The 25,103-nt window shown below is 76.2% G+C and carries 23 protein-coding genes; 11 read left to right on the forward strand and 12 right to left on the reverse strand.

All coding sequences use genetic code 11. The features are described 5' to 3' along the window. Positions 1 to 10: 10 nt before the first annotated feature. The 12 genes from RM844_RS13775 to RM844_RS13830 form a co-directional block, all read right to left on the reverse strand. On the reverse strand, positions 11 to 2,974 hold the full coding sequence (locus tag RM844_RS13775) for a helix-turn-helix transcriptional regulator (RefSeq protein WP_311667418.1): 2,964 nt from the start codon (positions 2,972 to 2,974) through the stop codon (positions 11 to 13). 69 nt (positions 2,975 to 3,043) lie between these two features. Beyond that, on the reverse strand, positions 3,044 to 3,370 hold the full coding sequence (locus RM844_RS13780) for a hypothetical protein (RefSeq protein WP_311667419.1): 327 nt from the start codon (positions 3,368 to 3,370) through the stop codon (positions 3,044 to 3,046). After that, on the reverse strand, positions 3,367 to 6,489 hold the full coding sequence (locus tag RM844_RS13785) for a type 2 lanthipeptide synthetase LanM family protein (RefSeq protein ID WP_311667420.1): 3,123 nt from the start codon (positions 6,487 to 6,489) through the stop codon (positions 3,367 to 3,369). The genes RM844_RS13780 and RM844_RS13785 overlap by 4 nt, the downstream gene beginning before the upstream one ends. A gap of 55 nt (positions 6,490 to 6,544) precedes the next feature. Then, positions 6,545 to 7,321: a 4'-phosphopantetheinyl transferase family protein gene (locus tag RM844_RS13790; protein ID WP_311667421.1), complete on the reverse strand. Its 777-nt coding sequence runs from the start codon at positions 7,319 to 7,321 to the stop codon at positions 6,545 to 6,547. Then, positions 7,318 to 10,560 (reverse strand): S41 family peptidase, encoded by a 3,243-nt coding sequence (locus tag RM844_RS13795; protein ID WP_311667422.1) that lies wholly within the window; start codon positions 10,558 to 10,560, stop codon positions 7,318 to 7,320. Before RM844_RS13795 ends, RM844_RS13790 begins: the two co-directional genes overlap by 4 nt. Beyond that, positions 10,557 to 11,141 (reverse strand): GNAT family N-acetyltransferase, encoded by a 585-nt coding sequence (locus RM844_RS13800; protein WP_311667423.1) that lies wholly within the window; start codon positions 11,139 to 11,141, stop codon positions 10,557 to 10,559. The genes RM844_RS13795 and RM844_RS13800 overlap by 4 nt, the downstream gene beginning before the upstream one ends. Next, entirely contained in the window at positions 11,129 to 11,590 is a 462-nt protein-coding gene (locus RM844_RS13805) for a hypothetical protein (RefSeq protein WP_311667424.1), read from the reverse strand. The genes RM844_RS13800 and RM844_RS13805 overlap by 13 nt, the downstream gene beginning before the upstream one ends. Then, positions 11,583 to 12,059, reverse strand: a complete 477-nt coding sequence (locus RM844_RS13810) for a hypothetical protein (protein ID WP_311667425.1) — start codon at positions 12,057 to 12,059, stop codon at positions 11,583 to 11,585. Before RM844_RS13810 ends, RM844_RS13805 begins: the two co-directional genes overlap by 8 nt. After that, positions 12,056 to 12,559, reverse strand: coding sequence for a hypothetical protein (locus tag RM844_RS13815; RefSeq protein WP_311667426.1), 504 nt, complete (start codon positions 12,557 to 12,559; stop codon positions 12,056 to 12,058). The genes RM844_RS13810 and RM844_RS13815 overlap by 4 nt, the downstream gene beginning before the upstream one ends. Next, positions 12,556 to 13,695: an acyl-CoA dehydrogenase family protein gene (locus RM844_RS13820; protein WP_311667427.1), complete on the reverse strand. Its 1,140-nt coding sequence runs from the start codon at positions 13,693 to 13,695 to the stop codon at positions 12,556 to 12,558. The genes RM844_RS13815 and RM844_RS13820 overlap by 4 nt, the downstream gene beginning before the upstream one ends. After that, positions 13,683 to 14,285, reverse strand: coding sequence for an acyl-CoA dehydrogenase (locus tag RM844_RS13825; RefSeq protein ID WP_311667428.1), 603 nt, complete (start codon positions 14,283 to 14,285; stop codon positions 13,683 to 13,685). Before RM844_RS13825 ends, RM844_RS13820 begins: the two co-directional genes overlap by 13 nt. A gap of 67 nt (positions 14,286 to 14,352) precedes the next feature. Next, positions 14,353 to 14,538, reverse strand: coding sequence for a hypothetical protein (locus tag RM844_RS13830; RefSeq protein WP_311667429.1), 186 nt, complete (start codon positions 14,536 to 14,538; stop codon positions 14,353 to 14,355). Between the two features lie 265 nt (positions 14,539 to 14,803). Here RM844_RS13830 and RM844_RS13835 point away from each other — a divergent pair, with 265 nt between their 5' ends. From RM844_RS13835 to RM844_RS13885, 11 genes are read left to right on the forward strand one after another with little or no spacing between them, the layout of a single operon-like run. Beyond that, positions 14,804 to 16,432, forward strand: a complete 1,629-nt coding sequence (locus tag RM844_RS13835; RefSeq protein ID WP_311667430.1) for a condensation domain-containing protein — start codon at positions 14,804 to 14,806, stop codon at positions 16,430 to 16,432. 53 nt (positions 16,433 to 16,485) lie between these two features. Beyond that, positions 16,486 to 17,772 carry a preATP grasp domain-containing protein gene (locus RM844_RS13840; protein WP_311667431.1) on the forward strand — a complete coding sequence of 429 codons (1,287 nt, stop codon included), beginning with the start codon at positions 16,486 to 16,488 and terminating at the stop codon, positions 17,770 to 17,772. Continuing rightward, positions 17,769 to 19,070, forward strand: coding sequence for a type III PLP-dependent enzyme (locus RM844_RS13845; RefSeq protein WP_311667432.1), 1,302 nt, complete (start codon positions 17,769 to 17,771; stop codon positions 19,068 to 19,070). Before RM844_RS13840 ends, RM844_RS13845 begins: the two co-directional genes overlap by 4 nt. Continuing rightward, positions 19,070 to 19,333 (forward strand): acyl carrier protein, encoded by a 264-nt coding sequence (locus RM844_RS13850; RefSeq protein ID WP_311667433.1) that lies wholly within the window; start codon positions 19,070 to 19,072, stop codon positions 19,331 to 19,333. Before RM844_RS13845 ends, RM844_RS13850 begins: the two co-directional genes overlap by 1 nt. Before the next feature lies 1 nt (position 19,334). Beyond that, entirely contained in the window at positions 19,335 to 20,285 is a 951-nt protein-coding gene (locus tag RM844_RS13855; RefSeq protein ID WP_311667434.1) for a 3-oxoacyl-[acyl-carrier-protein] synthase III C-terminal domain-containing protein, read from the forward strand. Next, entirely contained in the window at positions 20,282 to 20,890 is a 609-nt protein-coding gene (locus tag RM844_RS13860) for an acyl-CoA dehydrogenase family protein (protein WP_311667435.1), read from the forward strand. Before RM844_RS13855 ends, RM844_RS13860 begins: the two co-directional genes overlap by 4 nt. Further along, positions 20,887 to 22,017 (forward strand): acyl-CoA dehydrogenase family protein, encoded by a 1,131-nt coding sequence (locus RM844_RS13865; RefSeq protein WP_311667436.1) that lies wholly within the window; start codon positions 20,887 to 20,889, stop codon positions 22,015 to 22,017. Before RM844_RS13860 ends, RM844_RS13865 begins: the two co-directional genes overlap by 4 nt. Continuing rightward, a complete protein-coding gene (locus RM844_RS13870; RefSeq protein ID WP_311667437.1) occupies positions 22,010 to 22,771 on the forward strand; it encodes a hypothetical protein in 762 nt (253 codons plus the stop codon). The genes RM844_RS13865 and RM844_RS13870 overlap by 8 nt, the downstream gene beginning before the upstream one ends. Continuing rightward, entirely contained in the window at positions 22,768 to 23,265 is a 498-nt protein-coding gene (locus tag RM844_RS13875; RefSeq protein WP_311667438.1) for a holo-ACP synthase, read from the forward strand. The genes RM844_RS13870 and RM844_RS13875 overlap by 4 nt, the downstream gene beginning before the upstream one ends. Next, entirely contained in the window at positions 23,262 to 24,839 is a 1,578-nt protein-coding gene (locus tag RM844_RS13880; RefSeq protein ID WP_311667439.1) for an amino acid adenylation domain-containing protein, read from the forward strand. The genes RM844_RS13875 and RM844_RS13880 overlap by 4 nt, the downstream gene beginning before the upstream one ends. Then, positions 24,836 to 25,096, forward strand: coding sequence for an acyl carrier protein (locus RM844_RS13885; RefSeq protein ID WP_311667440.1), 261 nt, complete (start codon positions 24,836 to 24,838; stop codon positions 25,094 to 25,096). Before RM844_RS13880 ends, RM844_RS13885 begins: the two co-directional genes overlap by 4 nt. The last annotated feature ends 7 nt before the right edge of the window (positions 25,097 to 25,103 follow it).

The raw sequence follows: 25,103 nt of genomic DNA on the forward strand, positions 1-25,103 counted from the left end.
CCCCGACCGGTCAACGGCGCCCCGGCCGGGCGTCGTTGACCGGGTCGTCCGCCGCCTCGGCGTCCAGCGCGGCGGCCAGCGCGCACACCGCCTCCCGGTTGTTCTGGGAGGTCTTGGTGATCAGGCTGGCGACGTGCTTCTCCACCGTGCGCGGCGAGATGTGCAGCCGGCGCGCGATGTCCTTGTTGCTCGGCTGGTCGGCCAGCATCAGGAACACCTCGTACTCCCGCACCGTCACACCCGCCGTGCGCAGCGGCAGCGGTATCCGGTCGGCGCCCGTGCGGTGCTGCGGCACGGAGGCACCGGCCCGCCGCAGCAGCGCCCGGCAGGCCCCGGCCACGGTCGGGATCGAGGTCTGCTGGAAGTAGTGCTCAGCGCGCCGCAGCCACGGCACCGGATCGCCCCAGCCGCCGCGCAGCGCCTCCTCCGCCAGCAGCCGCAGCCCCAGGTGCAGCGCCAGCGGGTGCGGCGCCGCCAGCTCCTGTGCGGCCTGCGCCGCCGCCAGCGCCTCCCGGGGCCGCTCCTCCCGGCTGAGCAGCACCGCGTGCGCCAGCAGCACGAAGTGCCGGTTCCACCGCATCCGGCCGGCCGCGGTGTCCACCACCTCCTCGTACCTGGCGCGGTCGGCGGAGCCGTCCAGCACCTTCAGGAACAACTCAAGGCCGTGCCGGCCGCCGAGGTGGAAGACGGTGGGGCTGCGGCGGGCCAGCTCGGAGAGGCTGGCCAGCTCCGCCAGGGCGCGCTCCCGGTCCTCCTCCAGCAGCGAGCAGAACACCCGGCCCAGGCCGATCACCAGCGGCTCCTCCGGCGAGCCCCGGCCATCCCAGCGCTCGAACTCGGCCAGCTCCCGCTCCATCGTCGCCCGGTCGCCCCGATGCGCCGCGGCCGTCGCCCGGGTCATCAGCACGTAGCGCACCACCGATTCGAGCCGCAGCCGGCTGGCCGTCGCCAGCGTCTCGTCGATCTGCCGGGCCAGCTCGGCCTGCCGGCCGGTCAGCACGGCGTTCAGATAGAGGATGCCGTCGCTGATGTAGACCACCGGGACCGCGCCGAGGCGCAGCGCCTCCTCCCTGGCCTGCACCAGCCCCTCCGTCGCCCCCTCGGCCAGCCAACGGTCCCCGCCGATCCGGGACATGGCGTAGATCCGCAGGATGGGCAGGTTGTGCCGCTCGGCGAGGCGCAGCGCCTGCCGGGAGCAGCCCGTCGCCTCGTCGAGGTTCCGCTCCCGGGCCAGGATGCCGCGCAGCTGCCAGGCCTCGCAGGCCACCACCGGCAGGTCGTGCCGGTCGGCCGCCTCGATGGCCCGCCGGGCCAGCCGCTCGGCCTGCCGGATCCGGCCCGGCCCCGGCGTCTCCACCGCCAGGTACGCCTCCACCACGTCGATCCGGGCGGACTCCCGCTCGTCGGGCTCGGCGCTGAGCAGCCCGCGCGCCAGCGCCACCTGCTCGTTGCCGTCCGCCCAACGGCCGGCCACATAGGCGGCCTTGGCGAGCTTGGTGTGCAGCGCGGCGACCTGGAGGGTGGCCAGCCCGGCGTGCACCAGCTCGGCGGGGCGCTGCACCAGGGCGAACGCCCGCTCGAAGTCACCGCCCTCGGCGAGCGCCGGGACCAGCTGCTGGAGCGCCTCGGCGCGCGCCGCGAGGTCCGAGCCGCCGGCCAGCAGCCGCTCCGCGCGCTCCAGCAGGGTGACCGCCGAGCCGACCGCGCCGCTGGACAGCGCCCGCCGGCCGGCCTCCGTGAAGAGCCGGCCGGCCCGCCCGCCCTGGCCGGCGGCGGCCCGCAGCTCGCCGGCCAACGGGCACCAGGCGCCCGGCAGTTCGGGATGCAGCTCCTCGATGGCGTCGGCCGCCTGGGCGCTGAGCGTGGCGCGGCTGCCCGGCGTCAGCTGGGCGAACATCGACTCCACCGTCAGCGGGTGGCGGAAGGCGTACCAGTCGGGGGCCGGCTCGTCCGGCACCACCAACTGGGCGGCCACCCCCGCGTGCAGGTGGCTGAGCAGGCTGCGGTCGTCCACGCCGGTCATCCGCTGGAGCACCGACAGCGAGAAGCGCCGGCCGAGCACGGCGGCGGCCGACAGCAGCCGCAGCCCCTGCGGACCCAGCCGGTCGACCCGGCGCACCGTGCCCCACAGCAGGGCGCTGGAGACGTCGCTGTGCGGCGCGCCGTCGGTGCGCCAGCCGTCCCCGGCCCGCACCAGCGAGCCGCCGCTGATCATGCCCTGCAGTAACTCCTCGACCAGGAACGGGTTGCCGGCGCTGTCGTTCCACACGTAGTCGAGCGCGGCCTCGGGGACGTCCCGGGGGGCCACGCCCAGGCAGGAGCCGACCAGCCGGCCCACCTCGGCGCGGTCCAGCGGGGCCAGCCGGAACAGGGTGCTGATCCGGCGCCGCTCGGTCGCCGTGGCCAGCGTCATGGCCGGGCAGTCCTCGGCGCGGATGGTGGCCAGCAGCAGCACCGGCAGGCCCGGCGCGTTGTCGATCAGGTACTCCAGGACGGCCAGCGTCTCGGTGTCGGTGTCGTGCAGGTCCTCCAGCACGAGCAGGAGGCCCCGGTCCCGGCCGAGCGCGGTCAGCAGCCGCAGCAGGGCCTCGCCGAGCACCACCATGGAGCCGCTGTCCTGCTGGTCCCCGGCGAGGTCGGGCACCAGCCGGCCCAGCACCGTGCGGTACGGCCCGAGGTGTGGGTCGGCGAGCAGGGCGTCCGCCTCCTGGCCGCGGAACAGCGGCAACAGTGCCTCGCTGAGCGGCCGGAGCGGCGTCACCGGACCGATGGCGCTGCTCCGGCCGCGCAGGACCCGCATCCGCTCCTCGAAGGCGGCACCGGCTATCTCCGCGGCCAGCCGCGACTTGCCGATGCCGGCCTCTCCGACGAGGAAGACCCCGCTGCCGCCGCCGTGCCTGGCTGCGCGCAACAGGTCGCCCAGTTGGGCGACTTCCGAGTCACGACCGATGATGTGGGTGGCATGGACTGGCATGGGCCCGGATCGTAGCGCCTGGGGCTGACACAACGGGGATAACACGGATAACGGGGGGCATCAGCGCGGTCAGATGATGGATACCGAGGTGTTGGGAAGGTCGCCCAGGCTGGCGATCATGCCGCTGCCCAGGGCGAGTCCGGCCAACACCCGCACGCCGGCGCCGACCCGGTTGCGGCCCCGCAGCGGCGGCGGCCCCGCCGGGTCGTCCGCGTCGTCCTCGGCCGGGGTGGCGCCTTCCCGGGTGCCGGGCTCGGCCGACGCCAGGAGCGCGGCGTCGTCGGCCGCGTCGGCGGATCTGGGCGGGTCGTTGGGGCCGGTCGTGGGCGCGAGGTGGGGGGTCTCCGGCGACGCCGACGGGTGCTCGGGACGCTGGGGGACGATCGGCTGGCTCATGGAAGGTCCGTTTCTGTGAGGGAGCGGGAACCATGCTGGTGGATCTGGCGTGGGGCGGAACGCCCCGGCGCCGGCTGGAGCAGCAGCACCGAGGGGACGATGTCGGGCAGCGCCAACCGGAGCAGTCCGTAGCCTATGCCGGACAGGCCGCTCAACAGCCCCGGCGTGGGCAGGTGTTGGGGCGTGCCACAGCGGTGGCCGTGCCGGTGCAGGGAGCCGAGGAGGGCGCCCGAGCGGCGGGTGAGGGCGGCGGCGGCCGGCGGGTGGCCGTGGGCGGCGAGCGCGGCCAGCGCCTCCAGCACGCCGAGTTCGCCGTGACAGGGGCTCAGGTCGGCGCTGGGCGGCGTCCGGGTCAGCAGGTCGAGGGCGCGGGCGGTCTCGGCCGGCGCGCCCGGGCCGGCGGCGGAGGCCAGCAGCACGCCGGCCAGCCCCGCGCACCAGCCGGCGTCGGCACCGGGCCGGCCCGTCACCTCGGCGAGGGCGGCCCGCAGCGCCGCCGCCCCGGCCGGCGCGGTCGCCGGCCGGCGGAGCAGCGCCCAGCCGACCCCGGCGCGGCCGGCGGCGAAGCCGGGCCCGGCCGCCGGGCCGGCCGCCGCGTCCAGCGCGTCGGCCAGCCGGTCGGCGAGCGCGCCGGCCGCCGGCAGCCCGTGCTCCCGGTGGACGGCGTCGGCCGCGGCCAGCGCCCCGGCCGTGCCGGCCGCGAGGCCGGGCGCCGGGCCCTGGCTGGCCAGCGCGAGCGCCTCGACGGCCGTCGGCAGCAGCCCGAGGTCGTCGCCGAGGAGGGTGGCCAGCCGGCTGGTCGCGTAGGTGAGGCCGCCCAGCCCGTGGAAGGCGCCCGGGCCGACCGCCGCGCCCAGCGCCGGGTCGGCCGCCAGCGCGGGCAGCAGCCCGGGCAGCGCGGCCAACGCGCGGCCGGCCAGGTCGGTGTAGCGGCCGACGCCGGTCAGCCGCCCCAACTGGGCGAGGAACAGGGCGACTCCGGGGTAGCCCTGGCCGAGCCCCGCGCCCATCGGCAGCACCGTCCAGCAGCGGTCGTCCACCAGCTCAAGACCCAGCCAGTTGGCCCGCCCCGCGCCGTGCACCGCGCGGCCGACGATCTCGTCGGCGATGCCGCAGGCCGCGGCGAGGAACTGCTCGGGGTCGGGCACCACGGCCGGTGCCGGCGGCCCGGCGGGGGCCGGCCGGTGGAACGGCGCGCCGGCCGACGGCCGGGTGGTGGCCAGGCTGGCCGAGACGATCCACTCCTGGCCGTGCCGGTCCACCTCGTCCATGGCGGTGAGCTTGCGGCGGGTGCCGGTCAGCGCCGGCTCGGCGAGCAGCCCGGGCAGCCGGGTGCCGTCCGCGCACCACACGTCGGCGGCCACCGGCCGGTGGAAGAAGACCGGCAGGTCGCCCGCCCACAGGTCGGCGACCTCCGCCTCGATCAGCGCCGTCCGCAGCGGGTCCCCGGCCGAGTCGGCGCCCAGCACGGCGAAGACGGCGTCCCGGTCCAGCGCGTCGGCCAGCACCTCCGGATGGCTGGCCTCGAAGAGCAGCGTCGCGTACAGCCGGGACGGGCGGACGATCAGCCGGGCCGGCAGCGCGCCGGCCCCCGCCAGCGGCCCGCCCGGGCCGAGCAGCGTGCCCCGGTGCGCGACGATCGCGTCGTAGGCGGCGCGGAACCCGATCAGCAGCGCCGCCTCGAAGTCCCCGGCCGGCACCGCCGAGCCGTCCGGCACCGGCAGGTTGTGGGCCGCCGCGTGCGGCACCGGGCCGCGCACCAGCCGCATCCGGTCGGTGCCGGCGTCCCGCCAGGTGTAGCCCTCGCCCAGGCCGCCGCCGCGCCCGCCGAGCGCCGAGACGTCCCGGACGCCGTGCTCGTCCACCAGGGGCAGCGGCAGCGCCCCGGTCCGGTGCACCGAGGCGGCCAACGCCTGGGCCGCCGGGTCGGGACCGGCCAGGGTGGCCTCCGGCAGCGCCGGGTGGAGCAGCGTCTCGGTGTCGATGGGCACCGGGTGGTCGCCGTCCGCGACCAGGTTCTCCAGGTGCAGGTCGGTCGCGTCCACCGCGTGCAGCAGCGCGGTCAGCGCGCCCTGCCGGCGGTAGAACCTGGCCAGTTCGCCGGTGCCCCGGCAGGGCCGGTGGGCGACGAACTCCACCCAGCCGTAGCCGTCGCCGGTCACCAGCCGGGGCGTACGGGTGCCCAGCCCCGGCAGTCGTTCCTCCAGCCAGCCGGTCAGCTCGCCGAGCAGGCGCTGTCCGTCCTGGGCGCGGGGCTTGGCCAGCACCCGCCGGCCGTCGGCGAACCGCAGCAGGGTGGTGGAGCGGCCGCCCTGGTGCGGGTCGCCGAGCCCGGGCTCGACCGCCACCAGCGGCCCCGGGTCAACGCCGGCCAGCAGCTCGGCGACGATCCGGGGGCGGTCGGCGGCGAACCGGGTCAGCAACTCGTCCACGGTGGCGACCGCGGCCAGGCACTCCTGCGCCCACAGCCGGGCCAGCACGGGGTAGCGGGTGACCAGCGCGGTCAGCCCGGGGCGGGCGGCGGCCCTGGCGAGGAAGTCGGCGAACCGGTCGGCCGGTTCGGCGCCCCGCAGCCGGCCGGCCCGGCCGGCCCCGGCCAGCTCCCGGACCAGGACCCGGGCGCCGCGCTCGGCGAGCCGGCCGGCCAGCCGGCGCTCAAGCCCGGCCAGCACCTCGGTCAACGCGACTGGCGCGTCGGGGAGTTGGCGCAGCCGCCGGGCCAGGTCGCGGTCCGCCAGCCGGCTCAGCGGGCGCACCACGGGCAGGAACACCCGGGCGTCGCCGGCCGCCTCGTCCGTCGTCGCCGGCGTCGGCCAGTCGCCGTCCGGGGTGGCCAGCGCGCGCTCCACGAACTCCGCCCACGGCGGGCGGGCGCGGCGCGCCGCCAGGCACTCGGCCGGCTCGGCCCGGAGCGCGGCCAGCGCGCCGGGAGGTAGACCGAGCCGGGCCGCGCGCTCGGCGAGCCCACCCTGGTCCGGCGCCGCCCACGCGGGCTCGCCGGCCGGCGTGGCCGGCGGCACGGCGGGGGCCGGCAGCCGCTCCACGAGCGCCAGGCCGCGCGCCCACCACCAGGTGGGCGGCGGGGCGTCAGGCTCGTCGGGAACCGGGGGAGGGATCACGTGGGCATGCTGGCAGAAACGGTGGGTGATCCGGATGGGTAGTCACTACCCGCATTTAGCCGCGCGGCCCAGCCGACACCCCCACGCCCAGGTCAGCGGCCCCGTCCGGCATCCCGGCCGGCACCGGCGCCGCCTCGACCGCCGCCGGCAGGGACCGCCAACGCAGCCGGGTCACCGGCCGGGTGGTGGCCAACGCCCCCACGCAGCCGTCCGGCAGCGGCAGGTCCCGCAGCAGCACCGGCCCGGCCGGCCAGCCCGGCACCCCGTCGGCCACCGCGCGCGGGCCGGCGACGTCCACCAGCCGGGGCGCGGCCCGCAGGCCGAGGCCGGTCAGCTTCATCGCCGCCTCCTTGCGGGTCCACGCCGACAGCAGCCAGCCGGGCCGCTCGGCCGCCGGCAGTTCGGCGCACCGCCGCCGCTCGTCGGGCGTCAGCGACGCCCGGGCCAGCCCCACCGGATCGCGCGCGGCGCCCGGTGCCTCCAGATCGACGCCGACCGGCGCGCCCCCCGTCACCGCGACCAGCAGCCAGCCGCCGGCGTGCGCCACCGAGTGCACCAGGTCGGGTCGCCCGACGAACCGGGGCGGCCCGTGGCCGCGCGCGCCACAGTGCGTACAGGACCGGTCGGTGCGCACCGCCGCCGGCGGCCCGCCCAGGTACCTGGCGCCGATCAGCCGTTGCGCGGCCCGCGAGGTGACCAGCTCGGCGGCGGCCGGGGTGCCGGCCAGCCGCTCGGCGCGGGCCCGCTCCGCCGGGTCGAGCAGCGGCAGCCAGCCGGCGCGCGGCCGGACCGGGACCAGCCACAGGTGGCACTCGCCGGGCGGCGGGATCACGCCGGCCCCCGCGCCGCGCCGCGCGCGCCACCCGCCGGTGCCCCGGCGGCCAGCTCCGCCAGCAACAACCGCACCGCGACGTGCAGTTGCTCGTCCTCGGCGGCCGGTCCCAGCCGTGGTGGCCGCGCCACCTCGCGGTCCGGTAGCACCCCCCGGTTCTCCAGCAGGTCGCCCACACCGTCCAGGTAGAACCGGAACTCCGGCTGGGTGGTGACCGTGCCGTCCGCCAGCAGCTGCCGGGGCCAGGTGGCGACCACCCCGCCCCAGGTGCGCCGGCCCACCAGCCGGCCCAGGCCCCGCTGGCGGAAGCCGTGCGCGAAGATTTCCCCGTCGGAGCCGGTGTGCTCGTTCACCAGCACGGCCAGCGCCCCGGTGCTCGCCTCGGCCGGGTGCCTGGTCCGCGCCCCGCGCCGGCCCCGGCGCTCCCCGCCGCCGCGCCGGGCCAGCAGGTCCAGCAGCAGCGGCGAGATGTGCCCGCCGGTGTTGTACCGCACGTCCACCAACAGGCCCTCGTGGTCCAGTTCGCCGAGGAAGCCGCGCACGAAGTCGGCGTAGCCGGTGCCGAGCATGTCCGGCACGTGGAGATAGCCGAGCCGGCCCGCCGACAGCTTCGCCACCAGCTCCCGGTTGCCGGCCACCCAGTCCAGGTGCCGGGCCCGGTACTCGCTGTCGGCCGCCCGCACGGTCACCCGCCGGGCCGGGCCCCCGCCGTGCCGCAGGGTCAGCTCGACCTCCCGGTCGGCCTGTCCGACCAGCAGCTCTCCCGGCCCGGCCGGGCCCACCGGCCGGCCGTCCACGGCGGTCACCGTGTCACCCGGCCGCACGTCCACGCCCGGCCGCCGGCACGGCGAGGTGGCCTTGGCCTGCCACGGGTCGCCGCGCAGCACCCGGGCGATCCGCCACTCGCCGGCCGGCGCCGTCTCGTCCCAGTCCACGCCCAGCAGGCCCTGGCTGTGGCCGGGCCGGTCCGGGTACTCGCCGCCCTGCTCGTAGGCGTGCGAGGTGCCCAGCTCGCCCTGGAGTTCCCAGATCAGGTCGGACAACTCCGAGCGGCAGGCGACCCGTTCGGCCAGCGGCGCGTACCGCTCGTAGACCGCCGGCCAGTCCAGGCCGGCCATGTCGGCGTCCCAGAACGACTCCCGTTGCAGCCGCCACGCCTCGCGGAACATCTGCCGCCACTCGCCGGCCGGCCGCAGCGGCACCCGCGCCCGGTCCAGGTCGACCCAGCCGGTGTGCGCGCCGGTCGGGGCGTCCGTCCCCGGGTGCTCGGCGACCAGCCGGGCCACGGAGTCGGTGGGCAGCAGCCGCAGCCGGTCACCGCAGCGGTAGAGCAGCGTCTCCCCGTCCGGGGCGGCGGCCAGCTCGTCCAGCGGGCCGAGCCACTCGGCGGTGGCGTCAGGGCCCGCCCAGGTGACGAGCGTGACCTGGGCCTCCGGCGCGCCGGGCTGCCGGTCGTCGGCGGCCGGCAGCAGCGGCTGGGTCAGCAGCAACGCGCCGCCCGGCACCCCGAACAGGCCGGTGTAGCGGCCCTCCGGCACCGGCATCGGTGTCGCCCGGTCGGCGATCCCGGCCAGCTCGATCTCCACCGGGCCGCTCTCCCCGCCGTCGCCGGCCCCGCCCTCGCCCTCCGTCTCGGCCTCCGCTTCGGCCTCCGCTTCGGCCTGGGCCCGGGCCGAAGCGACCAGCGCGGCCTGCCCGGCCGGGCCGAAGGGCACCGGGTCGGCGGCCCGCAGCGGCACCAGGTACGGCCGGGTGCCGAACGGGAAGCCCAGGTCGAACCGCACCTGGTCGTACTCCGCGTGCAGCTCACGCTGGCCCAGGAAGTACAGGAACCGGCCCTGCGGATCGAAGGCCGGGCAACTGTCCCGCAGCACCGGCTCGCTGACCTGGTGCACCCGCCCGGTCGCCGCCTCCGCCAGCCGGATCGCCGAGCGGTGCTGGTCCAGCGGGAAGGTGTAGGCCAGCCAGCGGCCGTCAGGCGACCACGCCAGCTCGCCGATCCGGTCCGCGTCCGAGGTGTCCACCAGGCGCGGCGTCGCGCCCTCGGCCGAGGTGTCCACCAGCCACAGCTGCTGCCGGTTGGTGGCGTACCCGACCAGCGGTCCCGCCGGCGCGGCGGCCAGCTCGCTGACGCAGCCGAAGCCGCCGCCCACCAGCTCGTCCTCCGCCGGCCCGCCCTCGGCGGCGAGCGTCACCAGCCGCTCCTCCGGCCCCTCGTCGGCCGCCACCGCCACCAGCCGCTCGCCGTCCGCCAGCCAGTCCAGCAGCCGGTAGCGCACCCCCTCGGCCCGGCCGTGCCACCGCACCGGGCCCGACCACGGGGCCAGCGTCACCGCCTGGCCGCGGGCCGCCACCGCCAGCCGGCCGCCGTCCGGGCTCAGCCGGACGTCGTCCAGGTACTCGCCCGGCGGCACGAACCGGCGGGCGCAGCCGGCGCGCGCGCCGGCCAGCTCCACCTCCACCGGCCGGGCCGGCCCGTCGCCCGGGGTCAGCAGCCACAGCTCGGCCCCCGACTGGTAGCTCAACCGCCGCCCGTCGCTGGTCAACTGGCGGGCGTAGTACGTCTCGTGGTCGGTGTGCCGGGTCAGCCCGGTGCCGTCCGGGCGGCAGGAGTAGACCTGCGCGACGCCCTCGTGGTCGGACAGGAAGTAGACCTCCTCCCCGGCCCAGCACGGGCTGGCCAGATTCCCCGGCAGCTCAAGCAGTCGCCGCGCCGGCGCCAACTCGTCGTCGGCCAGCCACAGTTCGCCGGCACTGCCGCCCCGGTACCGCTTCCAACGGGCCGGGTCGCCGGTGTTGTGGCCGATCACCACCCGGCCGCCGGGGCCGAAGGCCACACTGTCGGCCGGGCCGCCCAGCAGCCGGGGGCGGCCGCCCGCCGGGTCGACCGCGAACAGCCGCTGCCCGAAGCCGTAGGGCAGCCCCGCCGCGCTGGCGTAGACGATCTCCCCGGTCCGCGGGTGCCAGTCCACCGTGGCGCAGCGCGCGCCCTGGAACGTCAGCCGCCGCGCCGGGCCGCCGGCCGCCGGCATCACGTACACCTCGGTCGGCCCGTCCTCGGTGCCGGTGAACGCGATCCACGCCCCGTCGGGGGAGACCCGCGCCCGGGTGGCCTCGCCCCGGCCGGCCGTCAGCCGGCTGGCCCGGCCGCCCGCCGCCGGCACCGACCACAGGTCGTCCTCGCAGGTGAAGACGATGCCCTCGGCGTAGGGCACCGGAAACCGCAGATAGCCGCTCACCCGGCGTCCCCCGTCCTGGCCCGGATCCGCTCGGCCACCCGCCGCCGCCGGTCGGCCCGCAGCGCCCGGTCGGCCGCCACGTCCTCCTCGGTCAGCGTCCAGTAGCAGGTGGCCCGCCACTCGCCGACCGTGTACGAGTCGTAGGCGCACCTGACCTGCCGGTTGGCGGCCAGCGAAGCGGCGGACTGGAGCATCGTGTTGTGCTCCAGCACCTGGTTGACGACCACCCGCATGTTCAGCTCGGCCCGCACGTAGTCGTGCGCCGCCTCCACGGCCAGCGCCCCCAAGCCGCCCCGGTAGCGGGGCAGCATCCCGAAGGACAGCTCGCAGCTCTGGTGGCGCCAGTCGACCGAGGTGATCCAGGCGAAGCCCATCACCCGCCCGCCGGCCGTGCAGAGGGTGAAGATCCGCCGCTCCGCCTGCCGTTCGGCGATCGTCCGGTGCACGTCGGCCACCAGGTCGGCGTCCGCCGCCTGCACCGCGAAGTCCGACAGGTTCGCCTGGAACCTGGCCTCCCGCAGCAGTTCGAGCCGGAGCGGGATGTCCTCCGCCGCGAAGTGCCGCACCGTCACGGACGCCATGCCGCCACCGCCTTCCCGAACCCGGCCCCGAACAGGACCCGCACGTCGTGGTACGCCCCCGAGCCGTAGCCGTGGTCCCGCAGCACCCCGAGCTCCGTGAAGCCGGCGCCCCGGAACGCGGCCACCGCCGGGGCGCCGTCCGGCACCAGCGCCAGCCCGGAGGTGGTCCTGCGGTAGGTCACCAGGAACCCCACCAGGGCGCGCACCGCCGCCGGCTCGTCCGAGGTGCAGGCCACCAGCGCCTGTCGTGGCTGGCGCGGGTTGGGCGCGGCGCCCACCAGCGCGTCGCCGGCCCGGAACACCCGCCCCTCGACCCCCGCCAGCGTCCGCGCCAGCAGCGCGTCGTTCTGCGTCACCGGATCGAGGTCGAGGAAGCCGCGCGCCGCGGCGCCCGCCGCGCGCAGCGCCGCCGCGGCCCCCGCGTCGTCCAGCGCGGTCAGCTCAGTCATCCCGGACCACCCCCCAGATCTCCCGGTCCACCGCGCGGCCGGCCAGCCACAGGTGCTCCGGCACGGTCGCCTCCCGCACCAGCCCGGCCTTGGACAAAGTCCCGGCCAGACCCCCGTCGGCCGGCGCCACCAGCGGCGTCACCCAGCCGTGGAGCCGGTGCAGGTTCAACCGGCGCAGCCCGTGCGCCACGGCGGCGGCCAGCAGCGCGTCCAGCCCCTCGGGCACCGGGTGCCGCACGCCGATCTCCAACCGCGCCCGCCGGCGCACCCAGTCGATGTCGGTGTACCGCACGAAGGCGGCGTCCCCCGCCACACACAGCTCCTCGTCCCCCTCGCCGGACGGCGGCGGCACCGAGGTGAACGGCGCCAGCGCCGGCCAGTTCGGCAGCGGCAGCCCCAACAGCTCGCCCGGCGGCCACGGGCCGCTCAGCAACTCGGCGTCCCGGTCGCGGTATCCACGCAGTCTCATCCCGCCGGACTCCAGACCCGGGCGAAGAAGACCTGCCCGAACCGGTCGCCGTCCCGTGCCGTCACCTCGGCCAACACGCCCTCCTCGACCAGCGGCAGCCGCCGCGCCACCCGCAGGCCCCTGGCGTCGTGGCTGGCGAACCGGGTGGACAGCCGCACGATCTCGTGGTGCCAGTGGCCGGCCAGCTCCACCTCCGCGTAGGCCGCGGCCCACCAGGACTCCGGCACCGCTCGGGAGAGCCGCAGGGTCAGCAGGAAGCCGCCGCCGTGCTCCGCCCCGTCGGGGCTGAGCGCGTACAGGCCGACCACCCGCCCGCCGGCCAGCAGCACCCGGGTGTCGTCGCCGAGCAGCGCCACGATCTCCGCGGTCGAGCGGGTGTCCGGCTGGTCGGTTCGGTAGTGGAAGTCCGGCTCCTCGAAGAGCGCGAGCACCGCCGCCAGGTCGGCCGGCCCGAAGGGGCGGCTGGACCAGGGCGGCGGGCTGGTGTGGGGGTCGGTCAACGGGATCCCTCCCTGCGGGGCGCCGCGTCCGGCGCGACGGTCAGACGGAGCATGTGACTGGTGCCGTCCATGAACTCGAAGGCCATGACGTCCCGGCACCACTTCTCCAACAGCGGCCGCTCCACCAGCGCGCCGGCCGGCAGCACCGACTCGGCCCACCGGCCGACCTCGACGGCCAGCGCGGCGGTGTGCAGCTTGGCGAGCGACGGGGGCCGCCGGTCGTCCGGGTCGGCGTCGGAGGCGGCCGCCAGGTCGTAGAGCAGCTCCCGGGCGGCGTCCAGCCGGGCGGTGACCGGCCGGTGCCCGTCCCAGCCGGGCCGCAGCGCGCGCACCTCGTCCCGCATGGCGTAGCCGGCGCCCAGCGCCTGGGCGGCGATCTGCAGCCGCACCACGCCGAACGCCCGGTTGGCGCCCCACAGGCCGCGCCGGGAGGCCGGCAGCCGCCGGCCCAGCAGGTGCTCGGCCGGCACCGGCACGCCGTCGAAGGTCAGCTCGCCCAGCCTGGCGCCGCGCAGCCCCAGCATCTCCAGGTCGGACCCGCCGAGCCCGGGCGCGCCCCGGCGCAGCAGCACCGCCCGGATGGCCAGCGGGGTCGGGCCGGTCCTGGCGAAGACCACGCCGATCTCGCCGCGCACCGCGTTCGCCACATAGCGCTTGACGCCGTGCAGCCGGTAGCCGCCGGCGTCGTCCCCGGCCAGCCGGGTGCGCATCGCGGTGGCGTCGCTGCCGTGCTCCGGCTCCGTCATGCCGAAGAACGTCCAGCAGCCGTGCCGCGCCAACGTCCCGTAGAAGTAGTCCTGTTGGTCCCGGTCGCCGAGGGCGTCCACGGTGAGCCCGGCCAGCGAGGGCGCGGCGCAGGCGTTCAACGCGCCCACGTCGCCCCGGGCCAGCTCCACGTTGCCCACCACCCGGGCCAGGGCGCTGTCGGCGAACGGCTCGGCCCAGCCGGGCACCGCCGCGGCCCGGTGCCGCCGCGGGGTGCCGACCACGCGCAGCAGCTCAAGCGCCGCGTTGGCCCGCAGCCGGTCGGTGTCCCGCGGCTCGGCGTCCACCGCCAGCGCGATCTCCCGCAGCTCGCCGGCCAGTTCACGGCAGCCGGCGCGCAGCTCCCGCAGCTCGGCGGTCAGCCTCGCCACGACGCGACCTTCCCCGGCAGCCAGCAGTTCGCCGTCAGTCGGGCCACGAACGCGGTCCGCGCCGCGCCCGGCCCGGCGTAGCCGGAGGCGCCCAGCAGCTTGGTCAACTCCCAGTCCAGCTCGGTCAGCCGGTGGTGGCACTCGACGACGGTGCCGGTCAGGTCGCCGGCCACCAGCAGGGTGCGGCGCACCGTCTCGACGGTCACCTGCGCGTCGGCCAGCGCGCCCTGCACCAGCTGCTTGCGGAGCGTCGGCTCGCCGCCGGAGACCCGCGCGGCGAGGTGGGCCACCACCCGGTCCCGCAGGCCGCGGGTGGTGCCGAGCCGGAGGGCGGCCAACCGGGCGGCCAGCCGGGTCCTTTCCTCCTCCGGCAGCGCCCGCCGGGTGGTGCGACGGACGAAGCTGACGCCCTCCCGGGCGGCCAGCCGGTGCGTCACCAGGGTCGCGCCGGGCGGCACGGCGTCGCTCGGCAGCGCGGCCAGCCGGCCGGGGGCCGCGTCGGCGCCGGCCCCGTCCAGGGCCAGCGCGAGCCCGGCGGCCAGGCCCTGGGTGCGGCCGGCGCGTTCACACGCCTCGATCGCGTCTCGCATGGTTCCTCCGTGACGGCGAGCTGGCGGTGTGGCGCCGGAGCGGACTCCGCCGCCACACCGCCGGGGATCAGGCGACGACCTTGTGGGCGATCGCCTTGTGCGCGATGGCCTTGTGCGCGATCGCCTTGTGGGCCACGATCTTGTGGGCCACGATCTTGTGCGCGATGGCCTTGTGGGCGATCGCCTTGTGCGCGATGACCTTGTGCGCGATCACCTTGTGGGCGATCGCCTTCGTGGCGACATGCTTGGTCATGTGACTCTCCTTCGTAAAACGGCGAGTTCTCACTGGAATTCAGCCCGACTCCGGCAGCCGCCGGTGCCGGGACGAAAAAGAGACTCCTCTTGTCGAATTCCCGCTGTCAACGGCAGCAATATGCCGCCCGGTTGATGTCACCGCCGACCTGAAGACGAAATGCGTCGGCGTCGGCGACTATTCAGCTGACCACCGGCCACCGCCGAACGAGCGGTGCCGGTCGGGCCAACAGCCGACGACCAACAGCGGACGAGGGGAGGCGCGCATGCCACCGGTGCGGAGCGCGAACCTGTGCTGGGGCCAGCACCACCATGTGCTGCGCTACCTGGCCGCCCCGGCCGCCTCCCGGCACGAGGCGCACATCGCGACCAGCTACCCACTGCCCCCGGGCTGCACCACCGAGCACGTGCGGGCCGCGCTCACCCACCTGGTCCGCCGGCACGAGGGCCTGCGCACCGTCTACGACCTGAACGCCGCGCCCTGGCCGCGCCAGCTGGTGCGGCCCCCCGCGCCGCCCCCGATGGTCGAGGTATCCGTCGAGCAGGACCCGGCCGCCGAGGTCAGGCGGCTCACCGAGACCCCCTTCGACCTGGCCGCCGAGGGCCCGCTGCGGGCCTGCCTGATCACCTCGGGCGACCAACTCCGGCGGCTGCACCTGGTCTTCAACCACCTGGCCTTCGACGACGTGGCCCTCGACCAGCTCAGCGCCGAACTCGACGCGCTGCTGGCCGCCCGGGTCGCCGGCCGGCCCGCCGCGCTGCCGCCGGTCGCCGACCAGCCCGTCGACCTCGCCACCCGGGAGGCCGGCACCCACCCGGAGACCGCGCTGGCGCACTGGCGCGAGGAGATCCGGGCGCTGCCCACCGACATCCACGCCGCCCGCAGGACCGCCACCGGGACCGCCGCCAGGGCCGCCGAACCCGCCGCGCACAGCGCCTCGTTGACGGTGCCCGGCCTGCTGGCCGCCACCCGGGCGATCGCCGCCAACGCGCACGTCTGGCCGGCCGCCGTACATGTCGCCGGCTACGCCGTCGCGTTGGCCGCGCACACCGGCCGGCGCCGGGTGCCGCACCGGCTGTACACCAGCCAACGCGCCGCCAGCGCCCTGCCGTCCGTGCTGACCTGCATGTCCCACCCGCTGCTGTGCGCGCTCGACCTGACCGACGACCCGCCGTTCAGCGAGGTGCTGCGGCGGGCCGCCACCCGGGTGCGGCAGGCCATGGCCAACGGGCACGTGCCCTTCGACCGGATCGACGAGCTGGTGGCCGCCGAAAGCGCCCGCCGCGGCCAGTCGGTGCGGGTCGCCTCGGAGCTGAACTTCCTGGACAACGCGCCCCGTTCGTGCCGCACCGGCCGCGACCGCTTCGTCTGGAACGCCGCCCCGCTGGACTGGGCGCGCGCCGGCTCCGACCTCTACCTGCGGGTCTACGAGTGGTCCGACGGCGTCACCCTCGCCCTCCAGGCGCTCGACGAGATCGCCGACCGCGCGGCCGTGGAGCGGTTCCTGCGCGGCTACGCGGCGCTGCTGACCGCGCACGCGGACCCGACGGTCGACCTGCGGGTCGAGGAGGCGGTCCGGCTGGTGGGCCTCACCCCGCCGGCCGAGACCGCCACCCCGGCGCCCGCCGACGCCACCCCCGGTGCCGCCCCGCACCCCGCCCACCCGGCGCTGGCCGCGGCGGTCGCCGAGGTCAACGGCCTGGACCTGGTCGACCTCGCGGACTCCTACCCGGCCGCCGGCGGCCGGCTGCTGCGGCTGCCCCGGGTGCTGGCCGCGCTCGCCGACCGGGGCTGGACGGGCACCCTCGGCGACCTGGCCGCCCCCCGTCCGCTGCGCGCGGTCGCCGACACGCTGCGCCCCTGCCCACCGTCGAACTCCGGGAGAACCCGATGAATTTCGTGGAACGCCTGAAACAAGACCTGACCGGAGACCCAGGATCGCGTTTCGTGTTTCTCAACAACTTCGAGGTGGAGAGAAGTTGGGCGGTCGGGGAGCCCAAACTCCCCGGCGCCGGAATTTCCTTCGCCGGCACCACGGTCAACCGGATGGAGGAAATGGGCGCGCTGCTGGCCGACACCGGCGACCTGGTGCTGCTCAAGGCCCCCATGGACGCGGCGTTCACCGACTACCTCGGCGGTCTGGGCGCCGCCGCCGGCCAGGTGCTGGCCGCCGAGCGCAGCACCCCCGAGCACACCGTCACCGAGGACGCCCTCGACTCCCCTGAGCTGCTGGGCCGGCTGCGTGCGCTGGCCGACGGCCGCACCTACCTGATGCCGCTGGGCATCTCCCCGGCCGAGGAGGCGCTGGCCAAGGAGACCGGGCTGCCGCTGGCCGGCCCGTCGGCCCAGGTCTGCAAGCACGTCAACGGCAAGATCTTCAGCCGCCGGCTGGTCGAGCGCCTCGGCCTGCGCGCCGTGCCCGGCGCCGTCTGCGAAACCGTCGGCGAGCTGCGCGGCACCCTTGAGGCCCTGCTCGCCGGCGGCGGCCGGGTGGTCGTCAAGGAGTCGCTCGGCGTCTCCGGACGAGGCATGGTCCAGGTGCGCGACGAACGCGGCGCCGCCCGCCTGCTGCGGCTGATCGAACGCCGGGGCGCCGACGCCCCGGCCCGGCTGGTCGTCGAGAGCTGGATCGAAGGTGCCCAGGACCTCAACTACCAGCTGGTGGTGGGCAGCGGGGGCCAGGTCAGGTTCGAGACCGTGAAGGCGGCCGTGCTGCGCGAGGGCGTCCACCAGGGGCACCGCTTCCCGGTCGAGCTGCCCGCCACCGCCGAGGCCGAGCTGCGCACCGCCGTCGAGCTGATCGGCGCCGCCCTCTTCGAGGAGGGCTACCACGGCGTCGTCGGCGTGGACGCCATGCTCACCGCCGACGGCACCCTCTACCCCTGCCTGGAGATCAACGCCAGGTTCAACATGTCCACCTACCAGAGCCGGATCGCCGAACGGTTCATCCCCGCCGGCCACCACGCCATCGCGGCCACCTTCGGGCTGCGGCCCAGCCGGCCGCACACCTTCCCCGAGGTCGCCGACGCCCTCGGCGAGCTGCTGCTGCGCACCCCTGGCCGGTCCGGCGTGCTGATCAACAACTTCGCCACGCTGAACGCGGCGGCCACCGGGACCGGCAGCTTCCACGGCCGGCTGTACGGCATCTGCGTCGCCCCCACCGCCGAGGCGGCGCTCACGGTACGCGACACGGCGGAGCACCGCCTGCGGGAGCTGACGGAGGGTCAGGCATGAACGTCCAGGGCATCAGCTACGAGGAGCTGGCCGAGGAGTTCGGCACCCCGCTCTACGTCTACGACGCCGAGCGGCTGACCGGCGCCGTCACCGGCCTGCGCACCGCGCTCCACCCGCGCCTTGAGGTCTTCTACTCGCTTAAGGCCAACCCCAACATCAGCGTCTACGCCACCCTGCGGTCCGGCGGCGCCCGCGCCGAGGTGTCCTCCCTGGTCGAGCTGCGCACCGCGCTGACCGCCGGCACCCCGCCCGAGGACGTCATCTTCCTCGGCCCTGGCAAGAGCCAGCGGGAGCTGACCGCCTGCCTGGACGCCGGCGTCTACGCGATCGTCTGCGAGTCCTTCGACGAACTCGACGACATCGAACGGTTGGCCGCCGAACGCGGCCAGCGCCAGCGCGTCCTGCTCCGGGTCAACCCGGCCCTGGCGATCAGCGGCTCCCGCCTGACCATGGGCGGCAAGCCCCGCCAGTTCGGCATCGACGAGGAGCAGGTGCTGGCCGCCGGCGACCTCACCGCCCGCTACCGGCACGCCGACGTGGCCGGCGTCCACGTCTACCTCGGCACCCGCATCCTGGACGCCGAGGTGGTCGGCAAGAACACCCGCTACATCCTGGACCTGGCCGAGCGGGTCGCCGCCGCCACCGGCATCCGGCTGGACGCCGTCGACATCGGCGGCGGCCTGGGCGTGCCCTACTTCGACGGCGAGGAGGAGCTGGCCGCCGCCGACGTCGCCGACCAACTCAACCCGCTGCTCGACAAGTTCGCCGGCGCCCACCCGGAGACCCGGCTCATCATGGAGTCCGGCCGCTACCTCGCCGGCGGCGCCGGCACCTACGTCTTCCGGGTCCGCTACGTCAAGGAGTCCATGGGGGAGCGGTTCGCCGTCGCCGACGGCGGCACCCACCACCACATGGCGGCCGTCGGCATCGGCTCCTTCGTCAAGCGGAACTTCCCCGCCGAGCTGCTCACCGAACGCCCCACCGGCGAGGTCGGCCCGTGGAACGTCACCGGGCCGCTGTGCACCCCCAACGACTCCGTACTCAAACGCGCCGAACTGCCCGCGCTGCGCCCCGGCGACCTGGTCGGCCTGCGCAACTCCGGCGCCTACGGCCCGACCGCCTCGCCCGGCCTCTTCCTCAGCCACGGCTACCCCGCCGAGGTCCTGGTCCGGGCCGGCCGCGCCCACCTGGTGCGCGAGCGCGATCAGCCCGACGACCTGCTGCGCCCGCAGCGCCTGATCAGCCCCACCGACGAAACCGCCGCAACCGCCGAAACCGCCGAAGGAGAGCAGCCCTGATGGACCGTTCGGAGATCGTTGACCAGCTGCGCGCCGCGCTCTCCGCGGTGCTCAACCGACCCCTCGACCGGTTCGACCCCGACCTGAGCCTCTTCGACGACCTCGGCCTGGACTCCACCAGCGTCATCGAGCTGCTGATGAGCCTGGAGGACACCGTCGGCCTGGAGATCGACCCGGACGAGCTGGGCCCCGAGGTCTTCCGCACCGTCGGTTCCCTCACCGACTACGTCGAGGCCGGTTTCGGCAAGGCGACCGCGGTCTGACATGGCCGTCGGACTCTCCCGAATCGCGGTGCGGCTGCCCCGCCGGACGGAGCCGGTCGCCGACGTGCTCGCCCGCACCGGCCACGGCCCGCTGGAACGCAAGGTGTTCACCCGGATCTACGGCCTGCGCGACACCCCGACCCTGGCCCCCGACGAACGGATGGCCGACCTGCTCGTCGAGGCTGGCACCGCCGCCCTCGACGGCGGACAGGCGCAGCTGGTGCTCTACGGGCACACCATGCTCACCCAGGAGTTCCAGCTGGACGGCGGCTTCGCCGACCGGCTCCGGGCGGGCCTGGGCCTGCCGGACGCCGAACTCTACGGCGTCAGCCACGTCAACTGCGTCTCCGTGCTCCGCTCCCTGGAGCTGGCCCACCGCTACCTGCGGCGGCCCACCGCCACCCAAGAGGACCGGGTGCTGGTCATCGGCGGCGACCAGGCCAGCGTGCACGAGGCGTCCCGGGTCATCCCCGCGATGGCCGTCGGCGGCGACGGCGCGGTCGGCGTCGTCGCCCGCCGGGGCGCCGGCCGCTACCGCTACTTAGGCGGCGCCACCCTCCGGGACGTCCGCTTCCACCGCAACCTCCAGCTCTCCCGCGACGACAGCCGCCTCTTCGGCGAGGTCTGCCAGCGCGGCGCGGTCGAGGTGGTGACCCGCGCCGCGCTCGCCGCCGGCCTGTCGACCGGCGACATCGACTGGGTGATGCCGCACCTGTCCAACCGGATGTTCTGGCGCACCTTCAGCGCCGGCACCGGCATCCCGGCCGACCGGATCTGCCTGGACCTGATCGCCGAACGCGGCCACAACTTCGGCGGCGACGCCCTGATGGCCCTCGAACACGCAGACCGCGCCGGCCAGTTGCGGCCCGGCGACCGCTGCGCCCTGGTCTCCCTGGCGTTGGGCGCCTACTTCCAGGCCACGCTGGTCGAAGTTCAGGAGGATTCCCGATGACAACCGCCCTACGGGACGCCCTGCCGGAGTGCGAGCGCCTGGCCCGCCAGGAGGGCCTGGCCGCCGGGCTGGCCGCCGCCGTCGCCGACACCGAGGTGGCCGCCACCGCCCCCGGCCGGTACGCGGCCGTGCCCGAGGCAGGCCTGTCCGCCGACGCCCCGGTGCGCCGCCACCGCCTCGCCGACCACGAGGGGGTGGTCTTCCTGGCCACCCCGGGCACCGCCCCGCACCCCCCGGCCGCGCTGGTCGACGTCGGCCGGCGGCTGGCCGCCGCCCGCATCGGCCTGGTCCGCCGGCTGCTGGACCAGGCCGTCGAGCACCTCACCGGCCGGGTCTCCGGCGACGAGCCGCTGATCCGCAAGCAGCTGGTCACCGGCGCCATCGCCGACGCCCTCACCGAGATCGAGCTGCTCCGCGTCCAGGTCCACGGCCAGGACGACCCGGGCGCCCTCGCCGACGCCCACGACCGGCTCGACGACCTCGGCTGGGAGGTGCTGAAGCTCTTCGGCGCCGCCGGCTACATCGCCGACCACCCGGCCCGGGCCCTGCACGTCTCGGTCCTGGTCGGCAACACCTGGGTCGTCCGGGACGGGGGCCAGCCGTGATCGAGCTCGACGCGCGCCTGCGCGCCATCCGCGACACCCACCGCGAGGCCGCCGCCGACCTGCGGGCCCGCGCCCTGGCCATCGACACCGACCCGGACGCCATGGCCGAACACCTGGACTCGCCCACCTACGCGCTGATCCGCGAGTCCAGCATCCCCGCCGCCCACCGTGCCCCCGACGCCGCGGCCCGCCCGGACCGGGGCACCTGCCTGGAGAGCATCGTCGGCCTCGTCGAGCTGTTCCAGGGCGACGTCGCCACCCTGCTGGCCTGCCCGTCCCCCGCGCTGGCCGGCGTCTTCGTCGAACTCCTCGGCGACGAGGAGCAGAAGGCCCGCTTCTACGGCCGGCTCGCAGACGGGCAGACCTGGTCCTGCTTCGCCATGTCCGAGGAGGCAGCCGGCAACGACGCCACCGCCATGACCAGCCGGCTCACCCCGGACGGCGCCGGCGGCTGGCTGCTGCACGGCGCCAAGCGGTACATCGGCCACGGGGCGCGGGCCGGCGTCGGCGTGGTCTTCGCCCGCACCGGCCGCTCCGCGCTGTCCATCCGCGCCGTCCTCGTCGAACTGCCGCTGCCCGGCTGGCACGCCGAGCGGCTGGAGATGGTCGGCCTGCGCGGCGCCTACCTGAGCGAGCTGCGCTTCGACGGCGTGCCGATCCCCGGCGACGCGCTCCTCGGCCAGCACCTGCCGGTCACCCGCCGCGGCATCTGGGGCGCCATGACCACCTTCCACAACATGCGGATGCAGCTGGCCGCCGCCGCCGTCGGCACCAGCCTGGCCATGGCCGAGTACGTCGCCGAGCACCGCAAGACCGCCGCCGGGCTGCCCCTGGTGCTGGCCCGCGCCGAGGCCGCCCGCCAACTCGTCTACCAGGCCGCCGCGCAGCTCGACGTCACCCCCGAACGCGGCTACCTCTCCAGCGTCGCCAAGCTGGGCGCCACCCGGCTGGCCACCGACATCGCCCGCTGGGCCGGCGCCGCCCTCGGCCCCGCGGGGCTCGTCGAACACCCGCTGTTGGAGAAGTGGACCCGCGACGTGCGGGCCCTGGAGTTCATGGACGGCACCAGCAACATCCAGCGGCTGCACATCGCCCGCGGTCACCAGAGCGGCCACGCCGATGACTGACCTCAGCGTGCACGCCCTGTCCGTCGCCGCCACCCCGGCCACCGCCTACCGGCCGCTGGCCGAGACGTCCGACCCCGCCGCCCTGGACCTGGCCCGGCTGGTCGCCGCCGCCGGCGGCCCGCCGGTGGGGGAGCAGCTGCTGCTGCCGGTCGACCCGGCCACCGACGTCGCCGCCCGCGCCCTGACCGCGCTCCTGACCCTGGGCCGGCCGGTCGGCGACGAGCCGCTGTTCCTGGTCCGCTCCGGCCCGGCCCGCGACCACGCGGTCGCCGAACTCGGCCGGCTGGTCCACGACTTCGACTGGCCCGGCGCCGAACTCGGCCTCACCCACCTCGACGAGCTGGGCGGCCTCCTCGCCCCCCGGCTGCTGGACTGGGCCATCGAGGACCGCGCCACTGTCCTGCTCTGCGACGACCCGACGCTGACCGCACGCGCCCACCCGCGCCCCGCACACGCCGTCGCCCTCCGGGTGCGTCGCGGCCCCGGCCCGCTGCGGCTGCTCGACAGCGGCGAGGGCCCGCCGCCCGCCGGCCTGCCCGGCACCCCGCTGACCGGCACCGGCCCCTGCGACAGCTGGCTGGCGCTGGCCGCCGCCCTCGCCGGCGGCCAACTCGCCACCGGCGAACGCCTGCTGATGCACACCCGTGGGCCACACCGGGAGGGCTGGCTGGCCCTGGCCGCCACCGACCCGGCCACCCTGCGCTTCGCGCCCGCCCCCCGCCCCACCGCCCAACCCGTCGGGAGCCCGGCATGAGGATGGGCGTGGACCTGCTGTCGGTGCCCCGCTTCACCCGGGTCGCCGAACACCGCCGCTACCGGCGGCTGGTCTTCACCGAGGCCGAACTGGCCCAGGCCGGCGAGATCGGCGCCCCCCGGCACGCCGAACGGCTGGCCGGCCGGTTCTGCGCCAAGGAGGCGGTCTGCAAGGTCCTCGGCCGCGGCTTCGGCCAGGGCCTGCGCTGGCGCGACATCGAGGTCACCACCGACCGCTGGGGCGCCCCGACCGCCCGGCTGGCCGGCGGCGCCGCCCAACGCGCCGCCGAGATCGGCCTGTACGACCTGGTGATCACCCTCACCCACCAGGCCGACCTGGTCGTCGCCGTCGCCGCCGCCCAGACCCGCGCCCACGCATCCGCACCACGGCCCGCTCCCGCCCCGCGGTCGGCGGCCGCACCGCACCCAGACCCCGGGCAACACCGAGGACCCGCACCGCACCGAGGACCCGCGCAGAACCGAGGACCCGCATGAACGCCCCGACCACCCCCCGGCCGCCCGCCGGCGGCGCCGGCCACCTGCACGGCTGGTTCCTGCGCGGCCTGGCGCTGGCCCCCGACGCCACCGCCCTGCGCGTCGGCCGCACCGCCGTCAGCTACCGCGAGCTGCACCAGCGGGCGCTGATCCTGGCCGGCGCGCTGCTCGCCGGCGCCGACCAGCCGCCCCGCCGGGTCGGCCTGCTCACCGAGCGCGGCCTCGACGGCTACGCGGGCATCCTGGCCGCCGGCTACGCCGGGGCCGCCGCCGTGCCCCTCAACCCGGCCTACCCCGCCGAGCGGACCCGGGCCATGATCCGCGCGGCCGGTCTGGACGCGCTCCTCGTCGACCCCGCCGGCAGCGAACAACTCCCGGACCTCAAGGAGGAGTTGACCGACGTCCTGGTGCTCGACCAGCCCACCGGGCCGCCGCTGGCGCAGCCCCGCTCACCGCACCCGGACGAGACCGCGTACATCCTCTTCACCTCCGGCTCCACCGGCCGCCCCAAGGGCGTCCCGGTCCGCCACCGCAACGTCGACGCCTACCTGCGGTTCGTCCACGACCGCTACCGCTTCACCCCCCAGGACGTCTTCTCCCAGACCTTCGACCTCACCTTCGACCTGGCCATGTTCGACCTGTTCACCGCCTGGGGCGCCGGCGGCACCCTGGTCTCGCTGCCCGCCCAGTCCTTCCTCACCCTCCCCGACCGGCTGGCCCGCGAAGGCGTCACCGTCTGGTTCTCCTCACCCAGCGTCATCTCCCTGCTGCGCCGGCTGCGCGCCCTCACCCCCGGTGCGCTCGGCGGTCTCCGCCTCAGCCTCTTCTGCGGCGAACCACTGCTGCGCCACGACGCCGCCGACTGGCAGGCCGCCGCGCCCGCCTCCCGGCTGGAGAACCTCTACGGACCCACCGAGCTGACCATCTCCTGCACCGTGCACCGCTGGGACCCCGCCACCTCGCCGGACGCCTGCGTCCACGACATCGTCCCCATCGGCACCCCGCACCCCGGCCTGCGCGTGCTGCTCGCCGACGAAGGCGGCCGGCCCGTCCCGGAGACCCCGGACGCCACCGGCGAACTCTGCGTCACCGGCGACCAGCTGTTCCCCGGCTACCTCGACCCCGCCGACGACCGGGGACGCTTCCTGGAGCACGCCGGCGCCCGCTGGTACCGCACCGGCGACCTGGTCCGCCGACTGCCCGACGGCGAACTCGCCTACCTCGGCCGCCGCGACCACCAGGTCAAGATCAACGGCATCCGGGTCGAACTCGCCGAGGTCGAGACCGCCCTGCGCCGCCTCCCGGGCGTCACCGACGCCGTCGTCGTCGCCGTAGATGGCCAGCTCTTCGCCTACTACCTCGGCCGGCCCCGCCCGGCCCCCGAACTGATGGAGGAACTCGGCGCCCTGCTGCCCCGGCAGCTGATCCCGCTCGGCTACCGGCACCTGGACGCCTTCCCCCTCAACGCCAACCGCAAGACCGACCGGCCGGCCCTGGCCGCCGAGGCCGCCGGCCCGCGCGGCGGACGCCGGCAACCCCCCGCCACCACCACCCAGGAGGAGAAGACCTCATGACCCGAACCGAGATCGTCGAGCACCTGCGCGTCGCGCTGTCCGCCGTCCTCAACAAGGAGTTCCCCGCGCTCACCCCCGAGCTGCGACTCTTCGAGGACCTGGCACTCGACTCGACCAGCGTGATCGAGCTGCTGATGAGCCTGGAGGACACCATGGGCCTGGAGATCGACCCGGACGAGCTGGGCCCCGAGGTCTTCGAGAGCGTCGGCTCCCTCACCGACTACGTCGAGGACGGCTTTCGGAAGGCCGTGGTCTGAGCCGATG

It is taken from the genome of Streptomyces chisholmiae (genome assembly GCF_031845445.1).
Taxonomy (GTDB): Bacteria; Actinomycetota; Actinomycetes; order Streptomycetales; family Streptomycetaceae; genus Streptomyces; species Streptomyces chisholmiae.